Below are 22,800 nucleotides of genomic sequence, written 5' to 3' on the forward strand. Positions count from 1 at the left end.
TGGACTTATAAACTATCCTTATGAAATCGCTGCGCTATTTATTCTTTCTAACTGTACTTTCTCTGCCTTTGTTTTCAAATGCACAATCTATCACGGGTAAAATTCTGGATGAAAAGGAAAACTTATCCATTCCCGGAGTAAGCATTGTGGTATTAAACAAGGCCGATTCATCATTGGCATCCGGTGCCATTACCGATCTGAATGGCAAGTTTGATATTTCTGATTTAAAACCCGGCGACTACCTGATAGAGGCAAGGTATCTAGGTTACCAAAGTTTTGTCAAACCAATCAGTTTACAAAATACCAGGATAGACTTAGGTAACATTAAAATAGCGGAAGCACTGACTGAACTAAATGAGGTGACGGTCTCTGCCAGAAGATCCCTTGGTACCCAAAAAGGCGACACTACTCAATTCAATGCAAATGCCTTCAAGACCCTTAGTGATGCCACTTCCCAGCAGTTACTTGAAAAAATGCCAGGTATCAACATGATGGATGGTGTACTACAGGCGCAAGGCGAATCCATCGTTCAAATATTTGTAGATGGAAAGCCATTCTTTGGAACGGATGTAAAGGCTGCCTTGCAAAATCTTCCAGCAGAAGCGGTAGAAAGCATTCAAGTCTTCGATAAGCTAAGCGACAAAGCTTCGTTTAGTGGATTTGACGACGGAGAAAGGGAAAAAACGATAAATATTATTACAAACCCAGCTTACAGAACCGGGCAGTTTGGTAAAATGACAACCGGATATGGGAGCAATGACCGGTACCTATTGGGTATGGGATTGAATGCCTTCCAAAATGACCAAAGGATTACCATAACAGGATTAAGCAATAATATAAACGCACTAAATTATTCCGGTGATGTCAATACTATAGGTGAATCCAGACCTCAGGATGGTATCATTATATACAATGCGCTAGGCATTAACTACAGTGACCTAATAACAAATAAATTGCAGGTAAACACCAGCTATCAATACCGGGACAGAACGAATAATGGCTATTCCTCCTTGGTAAGGGATTATACTTTAAATACTGAGGACGAACAGCGCTACGGCGAAGAAAAATCAAATGTGAGAAGAAACAAAGAACACGCATTTGATTTGAGGTTGACTTATGACATAGATAGTAGCAATCACTTATTGGTTGTCACAAAGGTCTCTGCAGAAACAGATATGGAAAGGTCTGATTTCTTTGGAAAGACAGAGCAGCTAGACAAAATCATCAATCAAACCACCAATACCAGTAATGTTAACAGTACGAATTTTGATTTCACCAACGATATTTATTATAGTAAGCGGTTTCAAAAGGTGGGCAGAACAGCAACCATTGGCATTGAATCCGGAAACCACCTGGATGAGGACTATGGTGTACGTGAAGCGGAAAATATTTTTTATGACCCTGAGGAAGAAATAGAAAACCTGGATCAAAAAACAGTTAGGCAAAGAAAAGGGCTTTCCTGGGAAGCTGACTTTTCTTACACTGAGCCTTTGGGCAAAATGGGTAGGTTGAAGTTTGAATACGAGATTGGTAATCGTATCGAAGATTCGGATCAAAGGCTTTCAGACCTAATCTCAGAGGAAAATAGCGATGACTACATTTCCATACTAGACACTGCATTAAGCAATAAGTTTAACAGCACCTATTTGAAGCAAGAATCAGAATTAGGTTATCAGTATTCTGGCAAAAAAATTAAGCTACAGGCTGAAATGAGTTATGAGTCAGCTTCTTTAAAAAACAGGCAACACTTTCCCAATGAAGATTATTTAACTAGAACTTTTCAGAACTATTTGCCTACATTGAGAGTAGATTACAAACCTAAATCAACTCAAATATTAGAATTTGATTATGACACGAATACCGATGCTCCATCAGTGGGTGAACTACAGAAGGTAATTAACATTACCAATCCTATACAGTTAAAAAGTGGGAACCCGGATTTAGTTCAGAGCTATTCAAATCGATTTAGGCTTAGGTATAAAAGCACAAATGTGGACACGGATAGGTCTTTTATCGCCGATGTACAATCAAGTTTTGAAAACGACAGGATTTCTTCAAGCACCTTAATCGCAGAGGAGAAAATGGATCTTGGGGATGGGATTGTATTAGAAAAAGGTGCTCAATTATCTAAACCGGTCAATCTAAATGGGTATTGGAAAATAAAGACCTATTTCAATTATGGTTTACCAATAGATAAAATCAAATCTAATGTGGGCCTATATGGAGGCGTTGAACTTAGCAAAAGCCCAGGAATGATCAATGAAATTGTAAGCTTCACCAATGCTACTAAATTAAGGGCCGGACTCTCAAGCAGTAGCAATATCAGTGAAAAAGTGGATTTTAATATCTCCACAAGGGCCACTTACACCATGGTAAACAATAGCTTAAGGCAAAATATCAACAATAACTATTTTAACCTAAACAGCAGAGTAAACTACAATTGGATATTTGGCAAGGGTCTTGTTTACCGGATGGAACTTAACCACCAATTAAATACAGGATTGGCCAAAAGCATTGGCCAAAGCTTTGTGCTGCTAAACATGAGTGTCGGTAAAAAAATATTTAGAAATCAGAGAGGCGAATTAAGTTTGAATGTTTTTGACTTACTCAATCAAAATACAAATGTGAAAAGGACGGTCAACGAACTCTATATCGAAGACAGGCAGAGCAATGTATTGAACCGGTATTTTATGATGACGTTTACTTATAATTTACGGCACTTCTCTCTTGGAGCCTCCAATTCAGATTTTTAATCCGAAATCAAAGGAATGAAAAGTATGAAGGTAGCGTTTTTGAGGCCAGCGGTTAGAAAGGAATTACTCGGTTTTATCCTCCAGGATATAGCCTTTTCCATGGATATTGATGATACTAATGCTGGGGTCCATTTGCAAGTGCTTTCTCAACTTGGCCATATGAACATCCATGCTTCTTCGGTTAAAGTAATCTACCTTTCCCCATAATTCTTTTAGCACGAACTTTCTGTCTAACAACTGATTTTTCTTCTCACAGAGAAGTCGTAAAATATCCGCTTCTTTCTCAGTGAGCACAATGGTTTCTTTGCTGTTGTTTAACCTTCGACTGTTCCAATCAAAAGTCAAGTGGCCAATGGCGTAACTATTTGTTTGTGTTGGAGTAATGGAAACCCTCCGCAATACTGCCTTAATTCGCGCAATTAGCTCTTCTTCATCAACGGGTTTAACGATGTAGTCATCAGCTCCTTTTTGAAAAGCCTGAAGTTTATCAATTTTCATGGACCTGGCCGTAAGGAAAATCAGGGGTGTTGCAGGGTTTATTTTTTTAATTTCACTTGCCAGGGTAAAGCCATCCATTATAGGCATCATCACATCTATCAGGCAGAGATCAAAAGGCTGTTCAATAAATGCTTCTTTGCCCTGAAGCCCATCTGTTTGCCAGGAGACCACAAATTGATGCATTTCAAGATAGGTTTTTAACGCATAACCTAAAATTTTGTCATCCTCCACTAATAATATCCTTGGATCCATTATTGCTCTTTATTGGTTTCAACAACTGGAAACTTCAGAATCACGGAAGTTCCTTGTCCCAGACTGCTTTTCACTTCAATCTCTCCTCCATGTAAATTTACCATCATTTTCACATAACTAAGTCCCAAGCCAAATCCTTTAATTTTATGCAAATTGCCATGGCTTACCCTATAAAATTTATCAAAAACAAATGGCAAATTATCAGGTTCTATTCCTATTCCATGGTCGACAACTTCTACATACAAATGGTTGTTGGCGTTATACGTTTTCACTAACACCTCTGGAGTGGTATCGGAATATTTAATTGCATTGTCCAATAAATTTTCCAAAATATTGCCCAAATGCATTTCATCTCCACAAATGAAAGGCTCAGTAGCTTTAAATAAAAAGTGCAATGACCCTTGTTGGGATTCTATGAGCACTTTATAGACATCTGCCTTTCTTTTAATTATAGCATGAATATCGATCTGCTCGAAATTCAATCCGGGATTGCCATTTTCAAGCACACTGAGTTCCAGCACTTTTTCCACCTTGTTTTTAAGGAGCTGGTTTTCATTCTCTAGTAGATGCAAATGATAATCCAGTTCTTCATCGGTAAAAATCTTTCGCTTTTCCCTGATAATCTTATAGATAATCGAAGAGGCAAAAATGGGCGTTTTAAGTTCATGTGTCAGGTTATTGATAAAATCATTTTTGAGTTGAGAAATCAATTTCTGACGTTTTAGTACTAGAAAAGTACTTAAAAAACTCCCAAGTAAAAGCAGTACAAAAAAGGCAGTTATAAATAAAGTAGGAGCAATCCTATAAGCAATAAATAGGGATTGGTTATGAAAAAACAACCCAAATTTAAACTTTCCCTTACCAAATTCCTTGCGAATTTGGTCACCAGGTGTAAAGGAATATTTTTGAAAATGGGGTTGGTACAGGTCTACTGCCGAACTAAAAGCAATGGTATCTTTGAGGCGTTGGTAGAAGGCAAACTCATATTCAAGATAACCCAACTCGTGTTTCATTAGCAGGCTATCCGTAAGGTCTTTTACGTTAACCACTAGAATTTTTTCGGTAGAATCCCTTTTCTCTTTTGGGTGCACCTTATCTCCAATCAGTTCAATGACTTGATTGGTCAATTCATCGTCTTCTTTTAAAACGCTTTCTAAGTCTTCCAGTATGGAATCTATTTCCTTCTCGAAGATTTTTCTTTGGACATCAATATCGATTTTGATTAAACTGTATTGAATAAAGAGGAGCCCCACCATTGCAATAGAGATTAGGATGGTAATCACATATATATGATCCCTGACATAGTCGAGCCATTTTCCTAATAATTGCTTAATCATTTCTACTAGTTAGTGGGTAATCCCGATAAAAGCTGAGAAATTAACATTTCCTTAACTTTTTTAACCTTTACTTTAGAAGTAAAAATACAGGAAAAAACTAGTCTTTTATATCCAAAGCCAATTGATAAGTAAAAAGGTAGAAATCATCAACTTCACCTAGGTTTGTTCTCAGAAAACAGTTACCCTTAATTGAATATAGCAGATTAAGCTCAAGGCTCAAATTTCAATTTTGCTAATACCGGCAAATGATCAGATGCATAATGCACTTGAATTACTTAATTAAACATAACGAATTGCGATCAAGTATGATTTTTTGAAGGTTATTTACACCGTAATTTTAACAGGGTTTTTATCTTTATCAATAGCCACAAAAGTAAAGGTCCCGGAAATGGCTTTTTCCCTTCCTTCCTCATACATCTGTTCTACCCATACTTCTACTCTCACTTTAAGGCTGCTATTTCCTACATGGATTACCCTGCCAAAAAGCTCAATGATGGTCCCGGCAGGGATGGGTTGAGTGAAATCAATTTTATCGCTACTGATTGTTACCATTCTTTGCCTACTAAAGCGAGTAGCTGTAATAAAAGCCACTTCATCCATTAATTGCATGGCTTTACCTCCAAATAGGGTATCATAGTGATTGGTAGTATTTGGAAATACCGCTTTGAATATCCGGGTATCGGATTGCTTGATTTTATCTTCGGGAATCATAGAGAAAAACTTATAAATGTAAAAAAGTTGTTGCCAATAATTTATAGATCAAAGGTATAATGGAAATTATGATTTTAGAGGTTATTTTTCCTTTAACCCGGATTATGTAGTAGGATTTCTCCGCCCTGACAATGGTCAGGGGTGATAGCCTGTCCCGTGTTTACGGGAAGTATTGCAATCGCAAGAAAATCAGACTGTTTGGAGATTTTAGCATAGCACCGCTATGGTGAAATTGAAAACAGTAACGAAGTAGCTGATTTTGAAGCGATTTCAGCACGTAATAGAATGTCTATTGCATATTTCGGGTTTAAGATGCAAGGATAAAAAAAAATAGGCATAAAAAAAAGCGAGTCTATTCAGACTCGCTTTTAATAATTATTTCTAAAGGTTCTCCTGAAATATCCAGGAATTTATACTCCGTCACCGGTAGTGAAGAATCTTTAACCAGGTTGATCCATTTATAATATTTAAAAAACCACTGCATCCTTTTAGAATAAATGCCATGTGTAAAATAGGCATGTAAATAAGGGTGCAATGCAATTTTAATCTTTGATTCGTTTTGGTGAACTGCAATGTGCTCTAAATCTTTTACCAGTTTATCTGCCACAAGTATGGAGGCCTGTATTTTGCCTGTACCATTACAAGAAGGACAAATTTCTTTGGTTACTATGTTCATTTCAGGTCTAACGCGTTGTCTGGTGATTTGCATCAATCCAAACTTGGTAAGTGGGAGTACCGTATTTTTGGATCGGTCATCTCTCATTGCGTCCTTCATCGCTTCAAAAATAGCCCTTTTGTTCTCGGCCTTTTTCATATCGATAAAATCAATCACAATTATTCCTCCCATATCGCGAAGCCTTAGTTGCCTTGCAATTTCTTTTACGGCCACCATGTTGGTTTTCAGGCCAGTATTTTCCTGATCACTTTCCTGATTTGATTTGTTACCGCTGTTAACATCCACTACATGCAAGGCTTCTGTATGCTCAATAATGAGATAACCGCCTTGGGGGAGACTAACAGTAGTTCCAAACAGGCTTTTGATCTGTTTTTCAATACCAAAACTTTCAAAGAGCTTCGCTTTTCCGTTGTAAAGCTTAACAATTTTTTCTTTTTCTGGAGCAATGGATCTTATATAAGACCGCATCTGATCATAAATTACTTCATCTTCTACCGTGATTGCGTCGAAAGATTCGTTGAGTAGGTCTCTAATTATAGAAGAAGCCAAACTCATTTCTCCGATGATTTTGTCTTTAACTTTGGCTTTCTGAAGCTTTCGCATTCCATCTTCCCAAGTCTCTAAAAGAGACCTGAGGTCTTTATCCAATTCGGTGACAGATTGTCCTTCTGCCACTGTACGGATGATCACACCGAAGTTTGCCGGTTTGATGGAAGTGATAAGCCGGGATAACCTTTTTCTTTCATCAGCACTACGTATTTTTTTGGATACGTTCACTGTATTAGAAAATGGCACCAATACCAAGTATCGACCAGCAAGGGAGAGCTCACAGGATAATCTAGGCCCCTTCGTAGAAATCGGTTCTTTAACAACTTGTACCAACACCTGATTGTTTTTAGACAAAACTTGGCTTATTTTACCAAGTTTGTCTATTTCAGGTTCGTTTTCAAAACCCTTCAGGTCGAAACCTTTGTGGTTTTTATTTCGGGTTAATTTTACCAGCTTACTTAAGCTGTTAACCTGTGGTCCTAAATCTTGATAATGCAAAAAAGCATCTTTTTCGTAACCTACGTCTATGAAGGCAGCATTTAAGCCATTTACGATTTTCTTTACAACACCAAGATATATGTCTCCGACTTTAAACTTATTGTCTTCTTCTTCAACATGAAGCTCAATCAAGCTTTTATCTTTGAGAAGGGCAATTCGACTACCATTTTGAGATGAATCAATTAATAATTCTGAACTCAAATTGTGTCTCTGTTATGAAATAAAAGAACGTGTTAATTGTACAGAAATAAGATTATTTCTTATTCTTGTGTCTGTTTTTTCTCAATCTTTTTTTGCGCTTGTGTGTAGCGATTTTATGTCTCTTCCTTTTTTTTCCGCAAGGCATAATTTTATAGTTTTAGTTTAACAATATTTTGATTATAATCTATCTAAGTAATTCTCGATTCCCGAAAGAATCTGAGGATCTGTAGTTTGCTTACGTAATCCTTCTAATTGAGTTTTAGCTAGTTTCTTCTGATTGGATTCAAACAAGCTTACCCCCAAATAAAATTGCCCCTGAATATTTCCGGGGTGATGCTCAACAAGTGTTTCAAAACGTTCAACAGCTCTTTTGTACTGACCACTCTGCATCGACAAAATTCCCATATTGAACAAGGCTTCCTCATTTGTAGGATCTTCTTCCAAAACCCCACGTAGCATGGTAATGCCTTGCATAGGATTGGCTGAAGACACATATGTCATCGCTATCTTGGTTTTCAAATCAAGCCTTTCAGGCATGGCCTCCAAAACTTTGCCCAAATACAAGCGGGTTTTATCTCCCAACCTTTTGGTCTTCATTTCTTCCATGGAAAAACCAAATGCCTCATAATAGGCATTCCCCGCTTTCTCCCAATTTTCAGGAGCTGGCGCTTTCTCGGCAATCAGACCGTAATAAAAAGCAGCACTATCCAATTTGCCTCCGCTTTGATAAACTTTAGCAATTGAATCAGCGAATATAACAAAATTTTCCGTACCAGCCTCTCCATCTAACTCAGCCATCAAATTATCGATGACCTCAAGGTCGCTGCTACTTAATGAATTCCCGTGGTTATTCTCTTCACTTGATGAATCAGATCCCAGACTATTTCCGTCTTCAGAAAGCCCCTTATCCTCATTGTCAACTACCACCATGGGCAAGCTATACAATAAGTAGGAAACAATAATACCTGCAACAACGAAAATAATTTGGGATCTTTTCATAGTCAAATCTTTCAGGGGTTTAGTCCTGAGGAGCCAATTCTTTTACGTTTTGGCTGTTTTTAATTTTTTCAATAAATGATTTAGATGGTTTAAAAGCTGGAACGTAATGTTCATCAATCACAATGGCTGTGTTTTTAGAGATATTCCTAGCAATTTTTTTAGCCCTTTTTTTGTTTATAAAACTGCCAAAACCTCTAACATAGATATTTTCTCCTTCTGCCATTGAATCTTTTACAACCTTGAAAAACGCCTCAACGGTCTGTGTAACATCATCCTTTTGGATACCTGTCTTCTCCGAAATCTTTGTGATTACCTCTGCTTTAGTCACTGTCTTAATTTTTTTTTGTGTAATTCAATTGAGGCTTAACCTCCTATTAACCAACTAATTTTGGGAGTGCAAATTTACGATATCCATTCCAATTAAAAAATTAAATCGATAAAATTAGCGTCATTTGTTCAATTATCTGATAAAAATAAAATTTTAAAATTTTGAGTTTCAACTATTTCACTGAGAATCTACTCCGTTGGTATCCCCTTCATCGCCGTAATCTACCTTGGAGAGAGACAAACAGTCCATATATCATTTGGTTGTCCGAAATAATCCTACAACAAACCCGAGTGGCCCAGGGTTTACCTTATTTCCACGCTTTCATCGAAAGATTCCCTACTGTAGTTGATCTGGCAAATGCACCACAAGAAGAAATTTTAAGAACCTGGCAAGGCTTGGGCTATTATAGTAGAGCAAGAAACCTACACTCATGTGCTCAATCTATAGTAAATGAAAGAAATGGTGAATTTCCTGACAATTATAAAGCCTTATTAAAACTAAAAGGGGTCGGTCCATATACTGCCGCAGCTATAGCCTCTTTTGCCTTTAAAGAACAAGTTGCAGTCCTTGATGGCAATGTTTTCCGAGTTTTGTCCCGGTATTTTGGCTTAGATTTAGACATCTCTTCCAACAATGGCAAAAAAGCATTTGACAAGCTAGCCAACAAACTTATTCCTAAAGAATCTCCAGACCAATACAATCAGGCCATTATGGAGTTCGGAGCACTGCAATGTGTCCCAAAAAACCCAACTTGCAATCAATGCCCACTAAGCTCCAAATGTTATGCCTTTCAAAATGCACTAGTCAATGTTCTTCCGGTCAATGAAAAAAAAGTGAAAATAAAATCACGGTATTTTTTATACTTTCATATTCAGATGGATGACTTTACCGTTGTTAGAAAACGAGAAGAAAAAGACATCTGGCAAGGCCTGATAGACTTTCCATTAGAAGAGTACAGCTCCCCGGAGGACATCATAAATATTGAACCCGACAGCCTGGAATTGCCGAAAGAACTCAATTATATGCAGCCTCATTATAATATAAGTTCCGAAAAACCCTTCAAACACCTACTCACACATCAAAGAATTTTTGCTTCCTTTGTGAATATAAAATTGAAAGCAAAGTATAGAGAGGCGCTTGAGAAATGGGTTGAAAAAAATAATTATGCACTTGTGAATGAGTCTTCCCTAGAGTCCTTAGGCAAACCTAAATTGATTGTTCACTACTTGAATCAAAAAAATTAATTGTTTATATTTAATCAGCTTTTTAAATAACCGAAAAAATTTAATAATGGCAGGAGTTAATAAAGTAATTTTATTGGGAAATCTGGGTGCAGACCCAGAAGTAAAGCACTTGGAAGGAGACAAAGTAGTCGCAAACCTAAGGTTGGCTACTACAGAATCCTATAAAGACCGTTCTGGAAACCGCGTAGAAAATACTGAATGGCACGATTTGGAACTGTGGGATGGACAGGCCAGAGTTGCGGAACAATACTTGAAAAAAGGCAGTCAGATATATGTAGAGGGCAAAATAAAATCAGACACCTGGCAGGATGATCAGGGAAATAACCGTAAAAGGACCAAAGTAAGGGTACAGAGTTTTACCATGCTCGGTTCAAGAACTGGCGGGCAAGAAGATGCCCAAGGTGGAGGACAGAGTAGCCCCGCTCAAAACTCTAATACAAACGCTGGAATGAACACTTCTTCTACCCCAGCTTATGATGGCAATGACAGCGATGCAGATGATTTACCATTTTAATAGTAATGGAATTCGGTAAAATCATTAGTTTTGCATAAAATTATATTCATAAATTAATGGACGACCCCTATCCGAGTTTGCTGCTCCTGACAGATGTCATAGCTGTATCACCGGTTTATTTGGTGGGTAATGCAGTATTATTTATTGCATTATTGATTGTTTCAGCTTTAGTTTCTGGCTCAGAAGTAGCGTTTTTTTCTTTGAACCATGAGGATATTGAAGAAATCAGGGTGGCTTCTGACACGAGGTCAAACAAGATCATTACCCTGATTGAAAACCCTCAAAAATTACTGAGTACGATACTGATTCTTAATAACCTTATTAATATCAGTATCGTTACCCTTACCACATTTTTCACATGGAGCCTATTTGGCAGTAATGCCACAGGTATAGTAATCATCCTTTTTCAAACAATAGGCGTTACCTTCTCTATTGTTTTTATTGGGGAGATTGTTCCCAAGGTATATGCCAATGCTGCTAGTGTTAGTTTCTCAAAACTTACCGCAGGATTTCTTTATTTTTTCTATTTGGTTTTAGGACCACTGTCCTATTTACTAATGACTATAAGTGACGTCATAGAAAAGCGTATCGAAAAAAAGGGGTATTCTTTATCGGTAAATGAACTGCACCATGCCTTAGAGATAACTTCCGTAGACACTAGTAATAACGAGCGGGATATTTTAAAAGGAATAGTAAATTTTGGCACCTTGTCTGTGAAACAGGTAATGCGCTCAAGAATGGACTTGACAGCGGTGGATGTGGAAATGAATTTTCATGAGTTGATGGACAAAATCAACAAGAGCGGCTACTCAAGAATACCTGTATATGAAGGAACCATAGATCAAATCAAGGGAATTCTATACATAAAAGACCTTTTGGATCATATTGAAAAGGACGAATATTTTAACTGGAAAGACCTAATCCGCAAAGGGTATTTTATTCCTGAAAACAAGAAATTGGCCGACCTGCTAAAGGACTTCAAGAACAAAAGGGTTCACATGGCCATTGTTGTAGATGAATATGGTGGTACTTCCGGCCTGGTTACTTTAGAAGACCTTATAGAAGAAATCATAGGAGACATCAACGATGAGTTCGACGAAATCGAAGAATACCTTTTCAAAAAGATAGATGATAAAACCTATATTTTTGAAGGTAAAATCTCATTGAATGATTTCTGCAAAAAGCTGGATTTGGACATCCAATTGTTTGATGAAGTCAAGGGTGAAAGTGAATCTCTGGGTGGATTATTATTGGAGTTAAACTCCAACCTTCCGAAAAACGGTACTGTAATCAAGTTCGATAATTTCGAGTTTACCATAATGGCAGTAGACACCAGAAAAATTAAGAAAGTAAAAGTAGTATTGGATGGACCAATAGATAAAAATGTCCCTGATCAGTTTGATTGATTCCCAAAAGCTTTTATTCACCTAAATTATAAGATTGATTTAATTTTTAGAAGTCTGGGTTCATTTATTTCTTTTTTTTTCGTAGTTTTAAAATTGGCAATTTTAGACTTATATACGTAATTCAAGGGGCAGTCTTTCCCTATTAAGGGTGAAAATTTAACTGAAATATTGGACTTTGGCAGAATTTTGCGTTTTTCCAGTCGATTAATTAAGGCGTTCCTTCATTGACTTAATTATAATTTTTTGATTCATATTCAGCTATTAATTCATTTTTGTTTTACCTTTATTGTCTAGAATTTAATAATTGAAAAATTAATTGTGAATTTTTCAAAGTGAATTCAATACCTAATACAATTAAATTTAACAGAATGAATCAAGGTTTATATCGTTCACAGTTTGAGCATGATGCCTGCGGAATCGGGGCAGTTGTTAACGTTAAAGGCCATAAAAGCCACGAAACAATAAGTGATGCTTTGCTAATGCTTAGTAATATGGAGCATAGGGGAGGACGAGGCAGTGACCCTAAGACGGGCGATGGTGCCGGCATCCTGATCCAATTGCCACATACTTTTCTGAAAGAGGTAACACAAAGGTTGGGTTTTGGATTACCTGAGGAAGGATTTTATGGTGTTGGTATGGTGTTTTTCCCCAACAACAAACAACTATACAAAAAGTGCAAATCAAACTTAAATAAGATAATCAACGAATTGGGCTTTAAGCTCATCGGATATAGGGCTGTACCTACTGATGATACTGTACCTGGATCAGGTGCTTTAGAAGTAATGCCAAATATTGAGCAGGTATTTGTCCAGCATAAAGATAATCTTTCAGGAATTGATTTAGAAAGAAAGCTTTATGTACTAAGAAATTATTCAACAAGGATTCTTAACTCCACTATACCAGGAGTTAACAGTGCTTTTTACTTTGCTAGTTTTAGTAGTCAAACAGTAATCTATAAAGGTCAGCTACGAACAGATCAGGTTTTGACTTTTTACAAAGACTTACAAAACAATAAACTTAAATCGGCCATAGCGCTAGTACACTCTAGGTTTTCTACAAACACATTCCCTAACTGGAGACTAGCACAGCCTTTCCGATTTTTATCACACAATGGAGAAATCAATACCATCCGTGGTAACCTCAACAAAATGAGGTCTAAGGAGACATTGATGAAATCAGCGCATTTTACTGATGAAGAGCTCCAAATGCTTATGCCAATTACCAACGCAAAAAATTCGGATTCAGCAAACTTGGATTCAATGGTTGAGTTGCTTGCGCTAAGCGGTAGAAGCCTTCCCCATGTAATGATGATGCTTGTTCCTGAAGCTTGGCAGGACAATAAGACAATGGATAAAAAGAAGAAAGCTTTTTATAAATTCCATGCCTCATTGGTAGAGCCTTGGGATGGTCCAGCAGCATTGTTGTTTACAGATGGTAAATCATTAGGTGCAACATTGGATAGAAATGGTCTGCGTCCTCTAAGGTACTTTGTGACCTCTGATGATCGCTTGATTCTTTCTTCTGAAGCCGGTGCACTACCAATCAGAGAGTCCACAATTATAGAAAAAGGACGTATTAGCCCTGGTAGAATGCTCCTTGCTGATTTAGAAAAAGGTAAAGTATCTTTTGATGAGGAAGTTAAAGATGAAGTTGTCAATAGAAAGCCTTATGATTCCTGGATCAAGAAAGAAAGGCTAAAATTGAGAATGATCCCTACTCCGGAGAAACTTTCTTTCCCTTACAGTACCGAAAACATCAAGAAAAAACAAACCATATTTGGTTACAGTCAAGAGGACCTAAAAGTAATCTTGTCGCCAATGGGAGATACGGCTTATGAGCCTATTGGATCCATGGGGGCAGATACTCCTTTGGCCGTACTTTCCAAACAAAGCCAGCATATCGCCAACTACTTTAAGCAGTTGTTTGCTCAGGTGAGTAATCCACCAATTGATCCAATTAGGGAGCGTTTGGTAATGTCTTTGTTTACCAGAATTGGTGAAAGTTTCAATATACTCGAGGAAAGTGCCAAACATACTCGACAAATCCATATTTCTCAACCCGTCTTGCTAAATGAAGACCTTGAGAAATTGAGAAACCTTGAAGATAAAGGCTATCATTCTGCCACGCTAAGTGCACATTTTGAAGCAGATGGTAAACCTGGTCGTTTGCTTGAAGCTTTAAACAAATTGTGCCAAGCTGCAGAAGATGCAATTGGAGAAGGAAAAAACATTATTATCATTTCTGATAGAAATTCTAAAGATAATACCGCACCAATACCTTCATTACTGGCAGTAGGCGCTGTTCACCATCACCTGGTGAACCAAAAATTGCGTACCAAAGCAGGAATAGTTATTGAAGCAGGGGATATCAGAGAAACCCATCATTTTGCCACAGCTATCGGTTACGGAGCAAGTGCTATAAACCCCTATTTGGCCTTAGAAACACTTCTATCGCTCAATGAAAATGGCATGTTGAGCAAAAAGATTTCTCAAAAGAAATTATTTGAGAACTATAAAGAAGCAATAGGTAAAGGATTACTTAAAGTACTTTCCAAAATGGGAATCAGTACACTTCAGTCCTACCAAAGTGCTCAAATCTTTGAAGCCATTGGCCTTGGAGCAGAGGTAATCGACAGATGTTTCAAAGGTACTGTTAGTAGAATAAGTGGTGTTTCATTTGATGAATTAGCAGATGAAGTGCTTGTAAGACATCATACTGCTTACAAAACCAAAAGCCCGCTATTAGAAGCTGGTGGAATTTATCAATGGAAGCGAAGAGGTGAAAAACATCTTTTCAACCCTGAAACAATCCACCTTTTACAGAAGTCCACTCAACTGGGAGATTATAATTTGTACAAGAAATTTGCACAAAAAATCAATGACCAGACCAAAGATGCGATGACATTGAGGGGCTTACTGGAATTTAAAAAGAGAATTGCTGTTCCGATAGATGAAGTTGAGCCAGTAGAGGCAATATTAAAACGCTTCGCAACAGGAGCCATGTCTTTTGGCTCAATATCTCACGAAGCACACAGTACTTTGGCCATTGCCATGAACCGCATTGGTGCCAAAAGTAACAGTGGTGAAGGTGGAGAAGATGAAGTAAGATTTGAGAAAAAAGAAAATGGCGACTGGCAAAGATCTGCTATCAAGCAGGTGGCTTCCGGTAGGTTTGGAGTAACGAGTAATTACCTGACCAACGCTGCTGAATTACAAATTAAAATGGCCCAGGGAGCCAAGCCTGGAGAAGGTGGACAGCTTCCAGGTCATAAAGTAGATGATTGGATAGGAAGAGTAAGACACTCTACGCCAGGCGTAGGTTTGATTTCACCTCCTCCTCACCATGATATTTATTCGATTGAAGATTTGGCTCAGTTGATCTATGATCTTAAAAATGCCAATAGAAAAGCAAGAATTAATGTCAAACTAGTATCTCAAGCTGGTGTTGGTACCGTAGCTGCTGGGGTGGCCAAAGCTCAATCCGACGTAATCCTGATATCAGGAGCAGACGGAGGTACTGGAGCCTCACCACTTAGTTCTATCCGACATGCAGGTTTGCCATGGGAGCTAGGCTTATCAGAAGCACACCAAACCTTAGTAATAAATAACCTCCGAAGCAGGGTAACCTTGCAAACAGATGGTCAACTTAGAACAGGTAGAGATTTAGCAATTGCTGTACTTCTGGGAGCTGAAGAATGGGGTATTTCTACTGGCGCATTGGTAGTAGAGGGTTGTATAATGATGAGAAAGTGCCACCTGAACACCTGTCCTGTGGGTATAGCTACTCAAAACCCTGAGTTAAGGAAATTATTCACAGGTAACCCTGATCATGTAGTGAATTTCTTTACTTTCCTAGCCCAAGACCTTAGAGAGATAATGGCTTCATTAGGCTTTAGGACCGTAAATGAAATGGTTGGACAAAGCAATATCCTAAAAGAGGCCAATGGTCAGATGAATCATTGGAAATGGGATAAATTAGATTTGAGTCCAATATTCCATAAAGTAGAAGTTCCTGACCATGTAGGTATACACAAACAAATTGATCAGGATTTCAGACTGAAAAAGGTACTAGACAGAAAACTTATAGAAGCAGCTACTCCTGCTTTAGAGCAAGCAAATAAAGTAACCGGAACATTTGACATCATCAATGTGGATCGATCCGTCGGTGCCATGCTTTCAAATGAAGTATCCAAGTTCTTTGGAAGTCCTGGACTACCAGACAATACCATTCACTTTAAATTCCAAGGTTCAGCTGGACAAACTTTCGGTGGGTTCTTGACCAAAGGTATCACCTTTGAATTGGAAGGAGAAGCAAATGATTACTTTGGTAAAGGGCTATCAGGAGGAAAATTGGTTGTTTACCCGAATCGAAACGCCAACTTTGTAGCTGAAGACAATATTATTATTGGCAATGTGGCCTTTTATGGTGCTACTTCAGGTCAGTCATTTATAAAAGGAAAAGCTGGAGAACGTTTTTGTGTAAGAAACTCAGGCGTAGAAGCTGTAGTTGAAGGTATCGGAGACCACGGTTGTGAATACATGACGGGTGGTTTGGTAATCATTCTTGGAGAGATAGGTAGAAACTTCGCTGCTGGTATGAGTGGTGGAATAGCTTATATCTTCAAAGAAAACCTAGGCAATATCAACAAAGAGATGGTAGACATTGATCCTCTTAATGAAGATGATTATGCTACAATCAAATCCTCTCTAGTAAGCCATGTAGAGCTTACCTCCAGTAATAATGGAAGTAGACTATTGGAAGACTGGGAAACTGGCAAAGACAGGTTTATTAAGGTAATTCCAAAGGATTACAAAGAAGTATTGAGAAAAAGAGCATTAGAAAATTCTAAAACATTAGTATAAGATGGCGGATAAAGAAGGTTTCTTAAAATACAAAAGACAACTACCTGGATCCAGATCACCTGAAGAAAGGAAAAAGGATTACCAGGAGATATATAAGCCTTTGGATGACAAAGTGCTCAATCAACAAGCAGCTAGGTGCATGGATTGTGGTGTACCTTTTTGTCACAATGGTTGTCCTCTAGGAAATGTCATTCCGGAATTTAATGACGCCGTTTACCAAAAAGAATGGGAGCTGGCTTATCAAATACTCCGTGGAACAAACAATTTTCCAGAATTTACAGGAAGAATATGTCCGGCACCTTGTGAAGCAAGTTGCGTATTGGGCATCAATAAAGATCCGGTAGCAATCGAATTGATTGAAAAGAGTATAGCGGAAAAGGCTTATGAGTTAAACTTGGTAAAGCCAAACATACCTTCTGAAAGAACTGGTAAAAAAGTAGCCGTAATAGGCTCTGGTCCTTCAGGACTTGCAGCAGCTGACCAAATCAATCAAGCTGGGCACGAAGTAACTGTTTTTGAAAAAGACAAAGAAGTAGGTGGCTTGCTTCGATACGGTATTCCTGACTTCAAATTGGAGAAATGGGTAATTGACCGTAGGGTTGATGTAATGAATGCTGAAGGAGTAATCTTTAGCAAGGATACTGAAGTAGGCTTTAATATTAAAGCTGAAAACATCCTTCAGAACTTCGATGCCGTGGTTCTAACTACTGGTGCACAACATCCACGAGACCTAAAAATCAATAACAGGGATGCAAATGGGGTTCATTTTGCAATGGAATTTCTAGGTAAACAAAACCAAGTAAATTCAGGAGAATTGGAAAGCAATCCTATCCATGCAAAAGGCAAACATGTAATTGTAATTGGAGGAGGAGATACAGGAAGTGACTGTATAGGTACTTCCAATAGACATGGTGCAGCTTCAATTACACAACTTGAATTATTACCTAAGCCTCCACAGTCTAGAAATACCCTAAATCCTTGGCCGGAATGGCCAATGACTTTGAGAACCTCTAGTTCTCATGAAGAGGGTGCTGATAGAGTATGGTCTGTACTTACCAAAGAGTTTACCAAAGACGAAAATGGTAATGTTACAGGACTCACAGTTGTGGATATAGAATGGAAAGAGGAAAATGGCAGAATGCAATTTTTCGAAATCGAAGGAACTGAAAGAACACTTCCATGTGACTTGGCATTTTTAGCCATCGGTTATTTGGGACCTAAATCAGGTTTATTGAAAGCCTTTGATATAGAGCTATTGGAAAACGGTCTTCCGAAATCCAAAAACTATCAAAGCTCTGTTCCTAAGGTATTCCTTGCCGGAGACATGAGAAGAGGTCAATCCCTCGTTGTTTGGGCCATTGCAGAAGGGCGTGAATGCGCTGTTGAGGTAGATAAATTCCTTCAGGGAGAGTCTTCTCTCGCCAGAAGAGATCAATCCTTCTATTCATACGAAGAGACGGCACAGGGCTAAAAAACCCCGCCATATCATTTAATACATTAATAAAGGCAACTCATTTTGGGTTGCCTCTTTTTTTGCCTTCAGTTATTGTTCATTTGAGATTTAGCAAGAATAAGCGCTGAACCATTTTGTCTATTGACTTTTATCCATCTTTTTTACAATCTCTCGAAGCAGATCATTCTGCTCTTTTTTTAACGAAATGAATTTATTGACCCAAGTATAAATCAAATAAAATGCCCCGATTACTATTGACAAATAAAAGACCATAAAAAATATTGAAACATACGGAATAAGGCTCATAAGATTAAAGGTTTAATTAGTCTACATCAATTTTATGTACCAATATAATAAAAATGTAGTTCATAATTAAACTTTATCCCCTGAATCAATACCTTTCATGCCCACTATCTACATAAATACACAACTCTGATACAAAAAGGTATACCACCATTCTACCATGAGTATAAATGTTAAATTTTTAGAATTGAATACCATAGCTTAAAGACAATAAAAAAAGAATCCCCTATTTTCAATTTGATTATCGGATTAGGGAAATTATGCCAACTTATAGGGTGTAGTAACCTATCATAAAAGCCTTAAACATAGCTAGATTTGTAATGTTAAGAATAAAAAACAATCCCAAAACCTATTTTCGGTTGAAAAATTGCTGAGTAAACCAGGAGAAAGATAAAATTAAGCGATGAAAACTTAAGAACAACGAAAACACAAGGAATACTACACTTTAACAATATAATTTTTGTAGGCATTAATTTTTATACCTTATCAAAATGAATACCGATAGAATTAAAGTCATAAATGAGAATGGAAATGAGTTGGCAACCTCCATCGATTTCCCTAACCATCAAAAGCCAAAACAATTTGCCCTATTCGCCCATTGTTTTACTTGCACAAGTCAACTCAATGCGGTTAGAAACATAAGCCAAGCCCTTAACAATAAAGGAATTGCTGTGGTACGTTTTGATTTTACAGGACTGGGAAAGAGTGAGGGAGACTTTGCCAATAGCCACTTTGAAGCCAATGTGGACGATCTAATTGCAGTAAACAATTACATTACCAAACATTATCAGGCCCCTAAGCTAATGATTGGTCATTCACTTGGTGGTGCGGCTGCAATTGTAGCGGCATCAAAACTTGATAATATACAGGCAATTGTAACCATAGGCTCCCCGGCTGATGTACAGCACGTCACAAAACAATTTGAAGGTCAAGTCAAAGAATTGGAGAAAAATGAAGAAGCAGAGGTGCTGATCGGCGGCAGACAATTTAAAATCAGTGGGGAATTTGTGGATGGATTCAAACAACACAATTTGCCCGAAACAGTTAAAAAGCTTCGGAAACCAATTTTGGTAATGCATTCCCCCATAGATGAAATCGTAGGGATTAATAATGCCCATGAAATTTACCACAACGCTAAACATCCTAAAAGCTTTGTTTCCCTAGACAGTGCAGACCATTTACTTACTAAAAAAGAAGACAGTATATATGTTGGAGACATGGTTGCCTCCTGGGCTTCTCGATACATTGACCTTAGTCCATTTGAAACACCCAACCCTAACAATCATCAGTTGGTGGCCCATTTAAATTTGGTGGACAATAATTTCACTACATTTATAAATACCAAAAACCACGGCATTATAGCTGACGAACCCAAAAGTGTGGGAGGCTATGATTTCGGAATGTCTCCTTTTGAGTTGGTATCTGCGGGTCTATCAGCCTGCACAGTGATGACCATCAAACTCTATGCAGAACGAAAAAAATGGGACTTGAAAGAAGTGTACACCTATGTAAACCATAGTAAAGAAGTAATTGAAGGAGAAAACAAGGATGTTTTTGCAAAATCGCTGGAGTTTGTTGGCAATCTGGATGAAAAACAAAGAGAGCGATTAAGAGATATTGCATCAAAATGTCCCGTTCACAGAACTTTGCAACAACCTTCAACAATCAAAACTGAGATGAAAAATGAACAAATCGATAAAACATAAACCTTCACAAAATCGTTTTGAACTTGAATTAGAAAAAGGGCAAATTGCCTACATTTCGTATAGAAGAAAAAACGATCATCTGGACCTGATTCACTCTGAAGTTCCACAATCGCAAAGAGGGCAAGGCATAGGAAAACTGTTGGTTCTTAATACCCTTAAACAAATAGAAAAAGAAGGTTTTACAGCCACAGCTTATTGCCCTTTTATAAAGGCAATAGTCAGGGACAGTGAGAAATGGAAAAACATTATCAATTATTAAATAGGGATAAAAATGGAAGATTTAAAAAAGGCTTATTTGGCTGGCGGATGTTTTTGGGGAATGGAAGACCTATTCCGTACACAGAAAGGCGTTAAAGATACAGAAGTAGGATATATCGGTGGAGAAAATGATAACCCGACCTATAGAAATCACCCAGGGCATGCCGAAGGCATTGAAATTATTTATGACCAAAATGAGACGACATTTAAGGATTTATTGGACTATTTTTTCCGAATCCATAACCCTACGACCGTAGATCGTCAAGGCAATGATATTGGATCGAGTTATCGCTCAGCAATCTTCATCCAAAATGAGGAAGAAAAAAAAGTAGCCGAAGAAATGATTAAAATTGTCAATAATTCAAACAAGTGGGACGGTAAGGTAGCCACTACTTTAGAACCTTTTAGTACATTCTGGCCAGCGGAACCAGAGCATCAGGATTACTTAGTAAGGTATCCAAATGGCTATACTTGTCATTTTGAACGGTTTGAAGAAAGCTACCTGTAAAAACGAATTTGAAAACACCCTAAAATAAGTATTGGGGTGTTTTCAAATTTTAACTCCACCTCTGCACTATTAGCCTTGATTAAGCGCTAGTTATTTCATGAATAGTAAAATAAAACTTACTACCTTTCCCCAGTTCAGATTCCATCCAGATTTTCCCCCCATGTAGGTCCACAATCTTCCTACAATGAGCAAGCCCTATACCTGTTCCTTCATAATCCTTACCTGCATGTAAGCGTTGGTAAATAATAAAAATCTTTTCTTTGTATTCAGGTGATATTCCTATTCCGTTGTCTGAAACACAAAATTTCCAATCTCCTTCTTCTTTAGAAGCAGAGACACTTATTTCAGCTGGCCTATTTGGGTCTCTGAACTTTATTGCATTGCCTATCAGGTTTTGAAACAACAACTTGATCTCTACTTCATAACCCCATATTATCGGAAGTTCACTCACCTTTATTACAGCATTTGTTTCCTTTATCAAGGGGTCGAAGTCATCCTGTACCATTGCCAAAACAACATTACAATCAACTGACTCTAATTTTGTGTTGGACCCTATTCTTGAATAATCTAACAAACCCTTAATTAGAAGACTCATACGGGTGGTGGCTTCGGTAATGAAATACATAAACTTGAGCCCCATCTCATCAAGTTCTGTTGAATAATTCTCCTTCAAAAGCCCTGTAAAACTCAAAACATTACGCAAAGGTTCTTGAAGGTCATGGGAAGCTATATAGGCAAATTGCTCTAACTCTTTGTTCTTATTTTGTAATTGTTGATTGTATTTTTCTAGTTCTTTTTCAACCTTCTTTCTCTTGGTAATATCACGAATAGCAGCACTAACAAGCATTCCTTCTTCCGTTTCCAAAGGACTCAATGAGATTTCAACGGGGAAGTTTTTTCCGGATTTTTTCTTCCCATACAATTCCATCCCCTGGCCCATATTTCTGGTTTTAGGTTTAGAAGTATATTTAGATCTATTGGCCCTGTGATATTTAAGAAACTTATCAGGAATCAATAGCTCCACTTCTTTACCTAAAAGCTCTTCCTTTTTATATCCGAAAAGTTTTTCTGTCTGTGCATTAATCAATACTATTTCTCCGGCTTTATTTACAATTACCATTGCATCCGGTGCAGTCTCTAAAAGCGCTTGCGCCTTACTATTTGCTTTTTCGTATTGACTAACCAAACGAACAATACTAGAAATACCAGAAATTTTACCATTCTGATCTTTGATAGGTGAGTATTGTATTGAAGCAGCCCGTCTCTTCTTCTCTTTATTAATATAATCGGTACGAATAGGCTTTAATGACTCATTAAAGAGTAAAGTTTCAACAATGTTTTCAAATCCCTGATTTTCGCAGTCTTTGAAAAACTCCTTGTAATTTCTACCTATCAATTCAGTCGCTGAATACCCTAGTAAATCACATCCTGCCTTATTGCAATAATTTATTTCCCATGCCAAGTTTAGTCCAAATATGGCATCAAATGTACTGTCTAAAATGTGTTGTCCCATTAAAAGGTGTATTTACGAAGGGTTTAATAGTAAATTCTGAATTCATTATTAACCAAATAAAATTCAGAACAACAGGGTATATAGTCCAAAATCTAATCGCATTTATATACCGAATACTCACGGTTGAGATTTAACCCGAAATATGCAATAGACAATCTATTACGTGCTGAAATCGCTTCAAAATCAGCCACTTCATTGCTGTTTTCAATTTCACCATAGCGGTGCTATGCT

16 protein-coding genes are annotated in these 22,800 nt (G+C 37.6%); 9 read left to right on the forward strand and 7 right to left on the reverse strand.

The window, feature by feature from the left end; translation table 11 throughout:
• The first annotated feature begins 20 nt into the window (after window positions 1–20).
• Complete coding sequence (locus CA2015_RS08185) at window positions 21–2,753, forward strand: TonB-dependent receptor (RefSeq protein WP_048641469.1); 2,733 nt, start codon at window positions 21–23, stop codon at window positions 2,751–2,753.
• A gap of 63 nt (window positions 2,754–2,816) precedes the next feature.
• Here CA2015_RS08185 and CA2015_RS08190 read toward each other — a convergent pair whose 3' ends face one another.
• From CA2015_RS08190 to CA2015_RS08215, 6 genes are all read right to left on the reverse strand, one after another.
• The gene (locus tag CA2015_RS08190; protein ID WP_048641470.1) at window positions 2,817–3,503 is read right to left on the reverse strand and encodes a response regulator transcription factor; all 687 of its coding nucleotides are present in this window, start codon (window positions 3,501–3,503) and stop codon (window positions 2,817–2,819) included.
• Window positions 3,503–4,840 carry a sensor histidine kinase gene (locus tag CA2015_RS08195; RefSeq protein WP_048641471.1) on the reverse strand — a complete coding sequence of 446 codons (1,338 nt, stop codon included), beginning with the start codon at window positions 4,838–4,840 and terminating at the stop codon, window positions 3,503–3,505. The genes CA2015_RS08190 and CA2015_RS08195 overlap by 1 nt, the downstream gene beginning before the upstream one ends.
• 324 nt (window positions 4,841–5,164) lie before the next feature.
• A complete protein-coding gene (locus CA2015_RS08200) occupies window positions 5,165–5,551 on the reverse strand; it encodes an acyl-CoA thioesterase (protein ID WP_048641472.1) in 387 nt (128 codons plus the stop codon).
• A 352-nt stretch (window positions 5,552–5,903) separates the two neighbouring features.
• Window positions 5,904–7,475, reverse strand: a complete 1,572-nt coding sequence (locus CA2015_RS08205) for an Rne/Rng family ribonuclease (protein WP_048641473.1) — start codon at window positions 7,473–7,475, stop codon at window positions 5,904–5,906.
• Between the two features lie 177 nt (window positions 7,476–7,652).
• On the reverse strand, window positions 7,653–8,474 hold the full coding sequence (locus CA2015_RS08210) for a tetratricopeptide repeat protein (RefSeq protein ID WP_048641474.1): 822 nt from the start codon (window positions 8,472–8,474) through the stop codon (window positions 7,653–7,655).
• A gap of 19 nt (window positions 8,475–8,493) precedes the next feature.
• Complete coding sequence (locus tag CA2015_RS08215) at window positions 8,494–8,802, reverse strand: HU family DNA-binding protein (RefSeq protein ID WP_048641475.1); 309 nt, start codon at window positions 8,800–8,802, stop codon at window positions 8,494–8,496.
• Window positions 8,803–8,963: 161 nt separating this feature from the next.
• On the opposite strand from CA2015_RS08215, the gene mutY reads away from it, so the two are divergent.
• The 8 genes from mutY to msrA all read left to right on the forward strand — a co-directional run bounded on the left by mutY (window position 8,964) and on the right by msrA (window position 21,056).
• Entirely contained in the window at window positions 8,964–10,046 is a 1,083-nt protein-coding gene (mutY, locus tag CA2015_RS08220; RefSeq protein ID WP_048641476.1) for an A/G-specific adenine glycosylase, read from the forward strand.
• 46 nt (window positions 10,047–10,092) lie between these two features.
• Entirely contained in the window at window positions 10,093–10,560 is a 468-nt protein-coding gene (locus tag CA2015_RS08225) for a single-stranded DNA-binding protein (RefSeq protein WP_048641477.1), read from the forward strand.
• A 56-nt stretch (window positions 10,561–10,616) separates the two neighbouring features.
• On the forward strand, window positions 10,617–11,966 hold the full coding sequence (gene gldE, locus CA2015_RS08230; protein ID WP_048641478.1) for a gliding motility-associated protein GldE: 1,350 nt from the start codon (window positions 10,617–10,619) through the stop codon (window positions 11,964–11,966).
• 368 nt (window positions 11,967–12,334) lie between these two features.
• Window positions 12,335–16,828, forward strand: coding sequence for a glutamate synthase large subunit (gltB, locus tag CA2015_RS08235; protein WP_048641479.1), 4,494 nt, complete (start codon window positions 12,335–12,337; stop codon window positions 16,826–16,828).
• Window position 16,829: 1 nt separating this feature from the next.
• Window positions 16,830–18,299 carry a glutamate synthase subunit beta gene (locus CA2015_RS08240; protein ID WP_048641480.1) on the forward strand — a complete coding sequence of 490 codons (1,470 nt, stop codon included), beginning with the start codon at window positions 16,830–16,832 and terminating at the stop codon, window positions 18,297–18,299.
• Window positions 18,300–19,075: 776 nt separating this feature from the next.
• Window positions 19,076–20,290, forward strand: a complete 1,215-nt coding sequence (locus CA2015_RS08245; protein WP_048641481.1) for a bifunctional alpha/beta hydrolase/OsmC family protein — start codon at window positions 19,076–19,078, stop codon at window positions 20,288–20,290.
• A complete protein-coding gene (locus CA2015_RS08250; protein WP_048641482.1) occupies window positions 20,268–20,549 on the forward strand; it encodes a GNAT family N-acetyltransferase in 282 nt (93 codons plus the stop codon). The genes CA2015_RS08245 and CA2015_RS08250 overlap by 23 nt, the downstream gene beginning before the upstream one ends.
• Before the next feature lie 12 nt (window positions 20,550–20,561).
• The gene (msrA, locus tag CA2015_RS08255) at window positions 20,562–21,056 is read left to right on the forward strand and encodes a peptide-methionine (S)-S-oxide reductase MsrA (protein ID WP_048641483.1); all 495 of its coding nucleotides are present in this window, start codon (window positions 20,562–20,564) and stop codon (window positions 21,054–21,056) included.
• A 79-nt stretch (window positions 21,057–21,135) separates the two neighbouring features.
• On the opposite strand, the gene CA2015_RS08260 is transcribed toward msrA, so the two are convergent.
• Window positions 21,136–22,569: a PAS domain-containing sensor histidine kinase gene (locus CA2015_RS08260; RefSeq protein ID WP_053086663.1), complete on the reverse strand. Its 1,434-nt coding sequence runs from the start codon at window positions 22,567–22,569 to the stop codon at window positions 21,136–21,138.
• Between the last annotated feature and the right edge of the window lie 231 nt (window positions 22,570–22,800).

It is taken from the genome of Cyclobacterium amurskyense (assembly GCF_001050135.1).
In the GTDB taxonomy this organism is placed as follows: domain Bacteria; phylum Bacteroidota; class Bacteroidia; order Cytophagales; family Cyclobacteriaceae; genus Cyclobacterium; species Cyclobacterium amurskyense.

Bases quoted from the DNA above. Each gene is read 5' to 3' on its own strand.
- CA2015_RS08185 (WP_048641469.1), top strand. From the start codon at position 21: ATGAAATCGCTGCGCTATTTATTCTTTCTAACTGTACTTTCTCTGCCT.
- CA2015_RS08190 (WP_048641470.1), bottom strand. From the start codon at position 3,503: ATGGATCCAAGGATATTATTAGTGGAGGATGACAAAATTTTAGGTTAT.
- CA2015_RS08195 (WP_048641471.1), bottom strand. From the start codon at position 4,840: ATGATTAAGCAATTATTAGGAAAATGGCTCGACTATGTCAGGGATCAT.
- CA2015_RS08200 (WP_048641472.1), bottom strand. From the start codon at position 5,551: ATGATTCCCGAAGATAAAATCAAGCAATCCGATACCCGGATATTCAAA.
- CA2015_RS08210 (WP_048641474.1), bottom strand. From the start codon at position 8,474: ATGAAAAGATCCCAAATTATTTTCGTTGTTGCAGGTATTATTGTTTCC.
- CA2015_RS08225 (WP_048641477.1), top strand. From the start codon at position 10,093: ATGGCAGGAGTTAATAAAGTAATTTTATTGGGAAATCTGGGTGCAGAC.
- gldE (WP_048641478.1), top strand. From the start codon at position 10,617: ATGGACGACCCCTATCCGAGTTTGCTGCTCCTGACAGATGTCATAGCT.
- gltB (WP_048641479.1), top strand. From the start codon at position 12,335: ATGAATCAAGGTTTATATCGTTCACAGTTTGAGCATGATGCCTGCGGA.
- CA2015_RS08240 (WP_048641480.1), top strand. From the start codon at position 16,830: ATGGCGGATAAAGAAGGTTTCTTAAAATACAAAAGACAACTACCTGGA.
- CA2015_RS08245 (WP_048641481.1), top strand. From the start codon at position 19,076: ATGAATACCGATAGAATTAAAGTCATAAATGAGAATGGAAATGAGTTG.
- CA2015_RS08250 (WP_048641482.1), top strand. From the start codon at position 20,268: ATGAACAAATCGATAAAACATAAACCTTCACAAAATCGTTTTGAACTT.
- msrA (WP_048641483.1), top strand. From the start codon at position 20,562: ATGGAAGATTTAAAAAAGGCTTATTTGGCTGGCGGATGTTTTTGGGGA.
- CA2015_RS08260 (WP_053086663.1), bottom strand. From the start codon at position 22,569: ATGGGACAACACATTTTAGACAGTACATTTGATGCCATATTTGGACTA.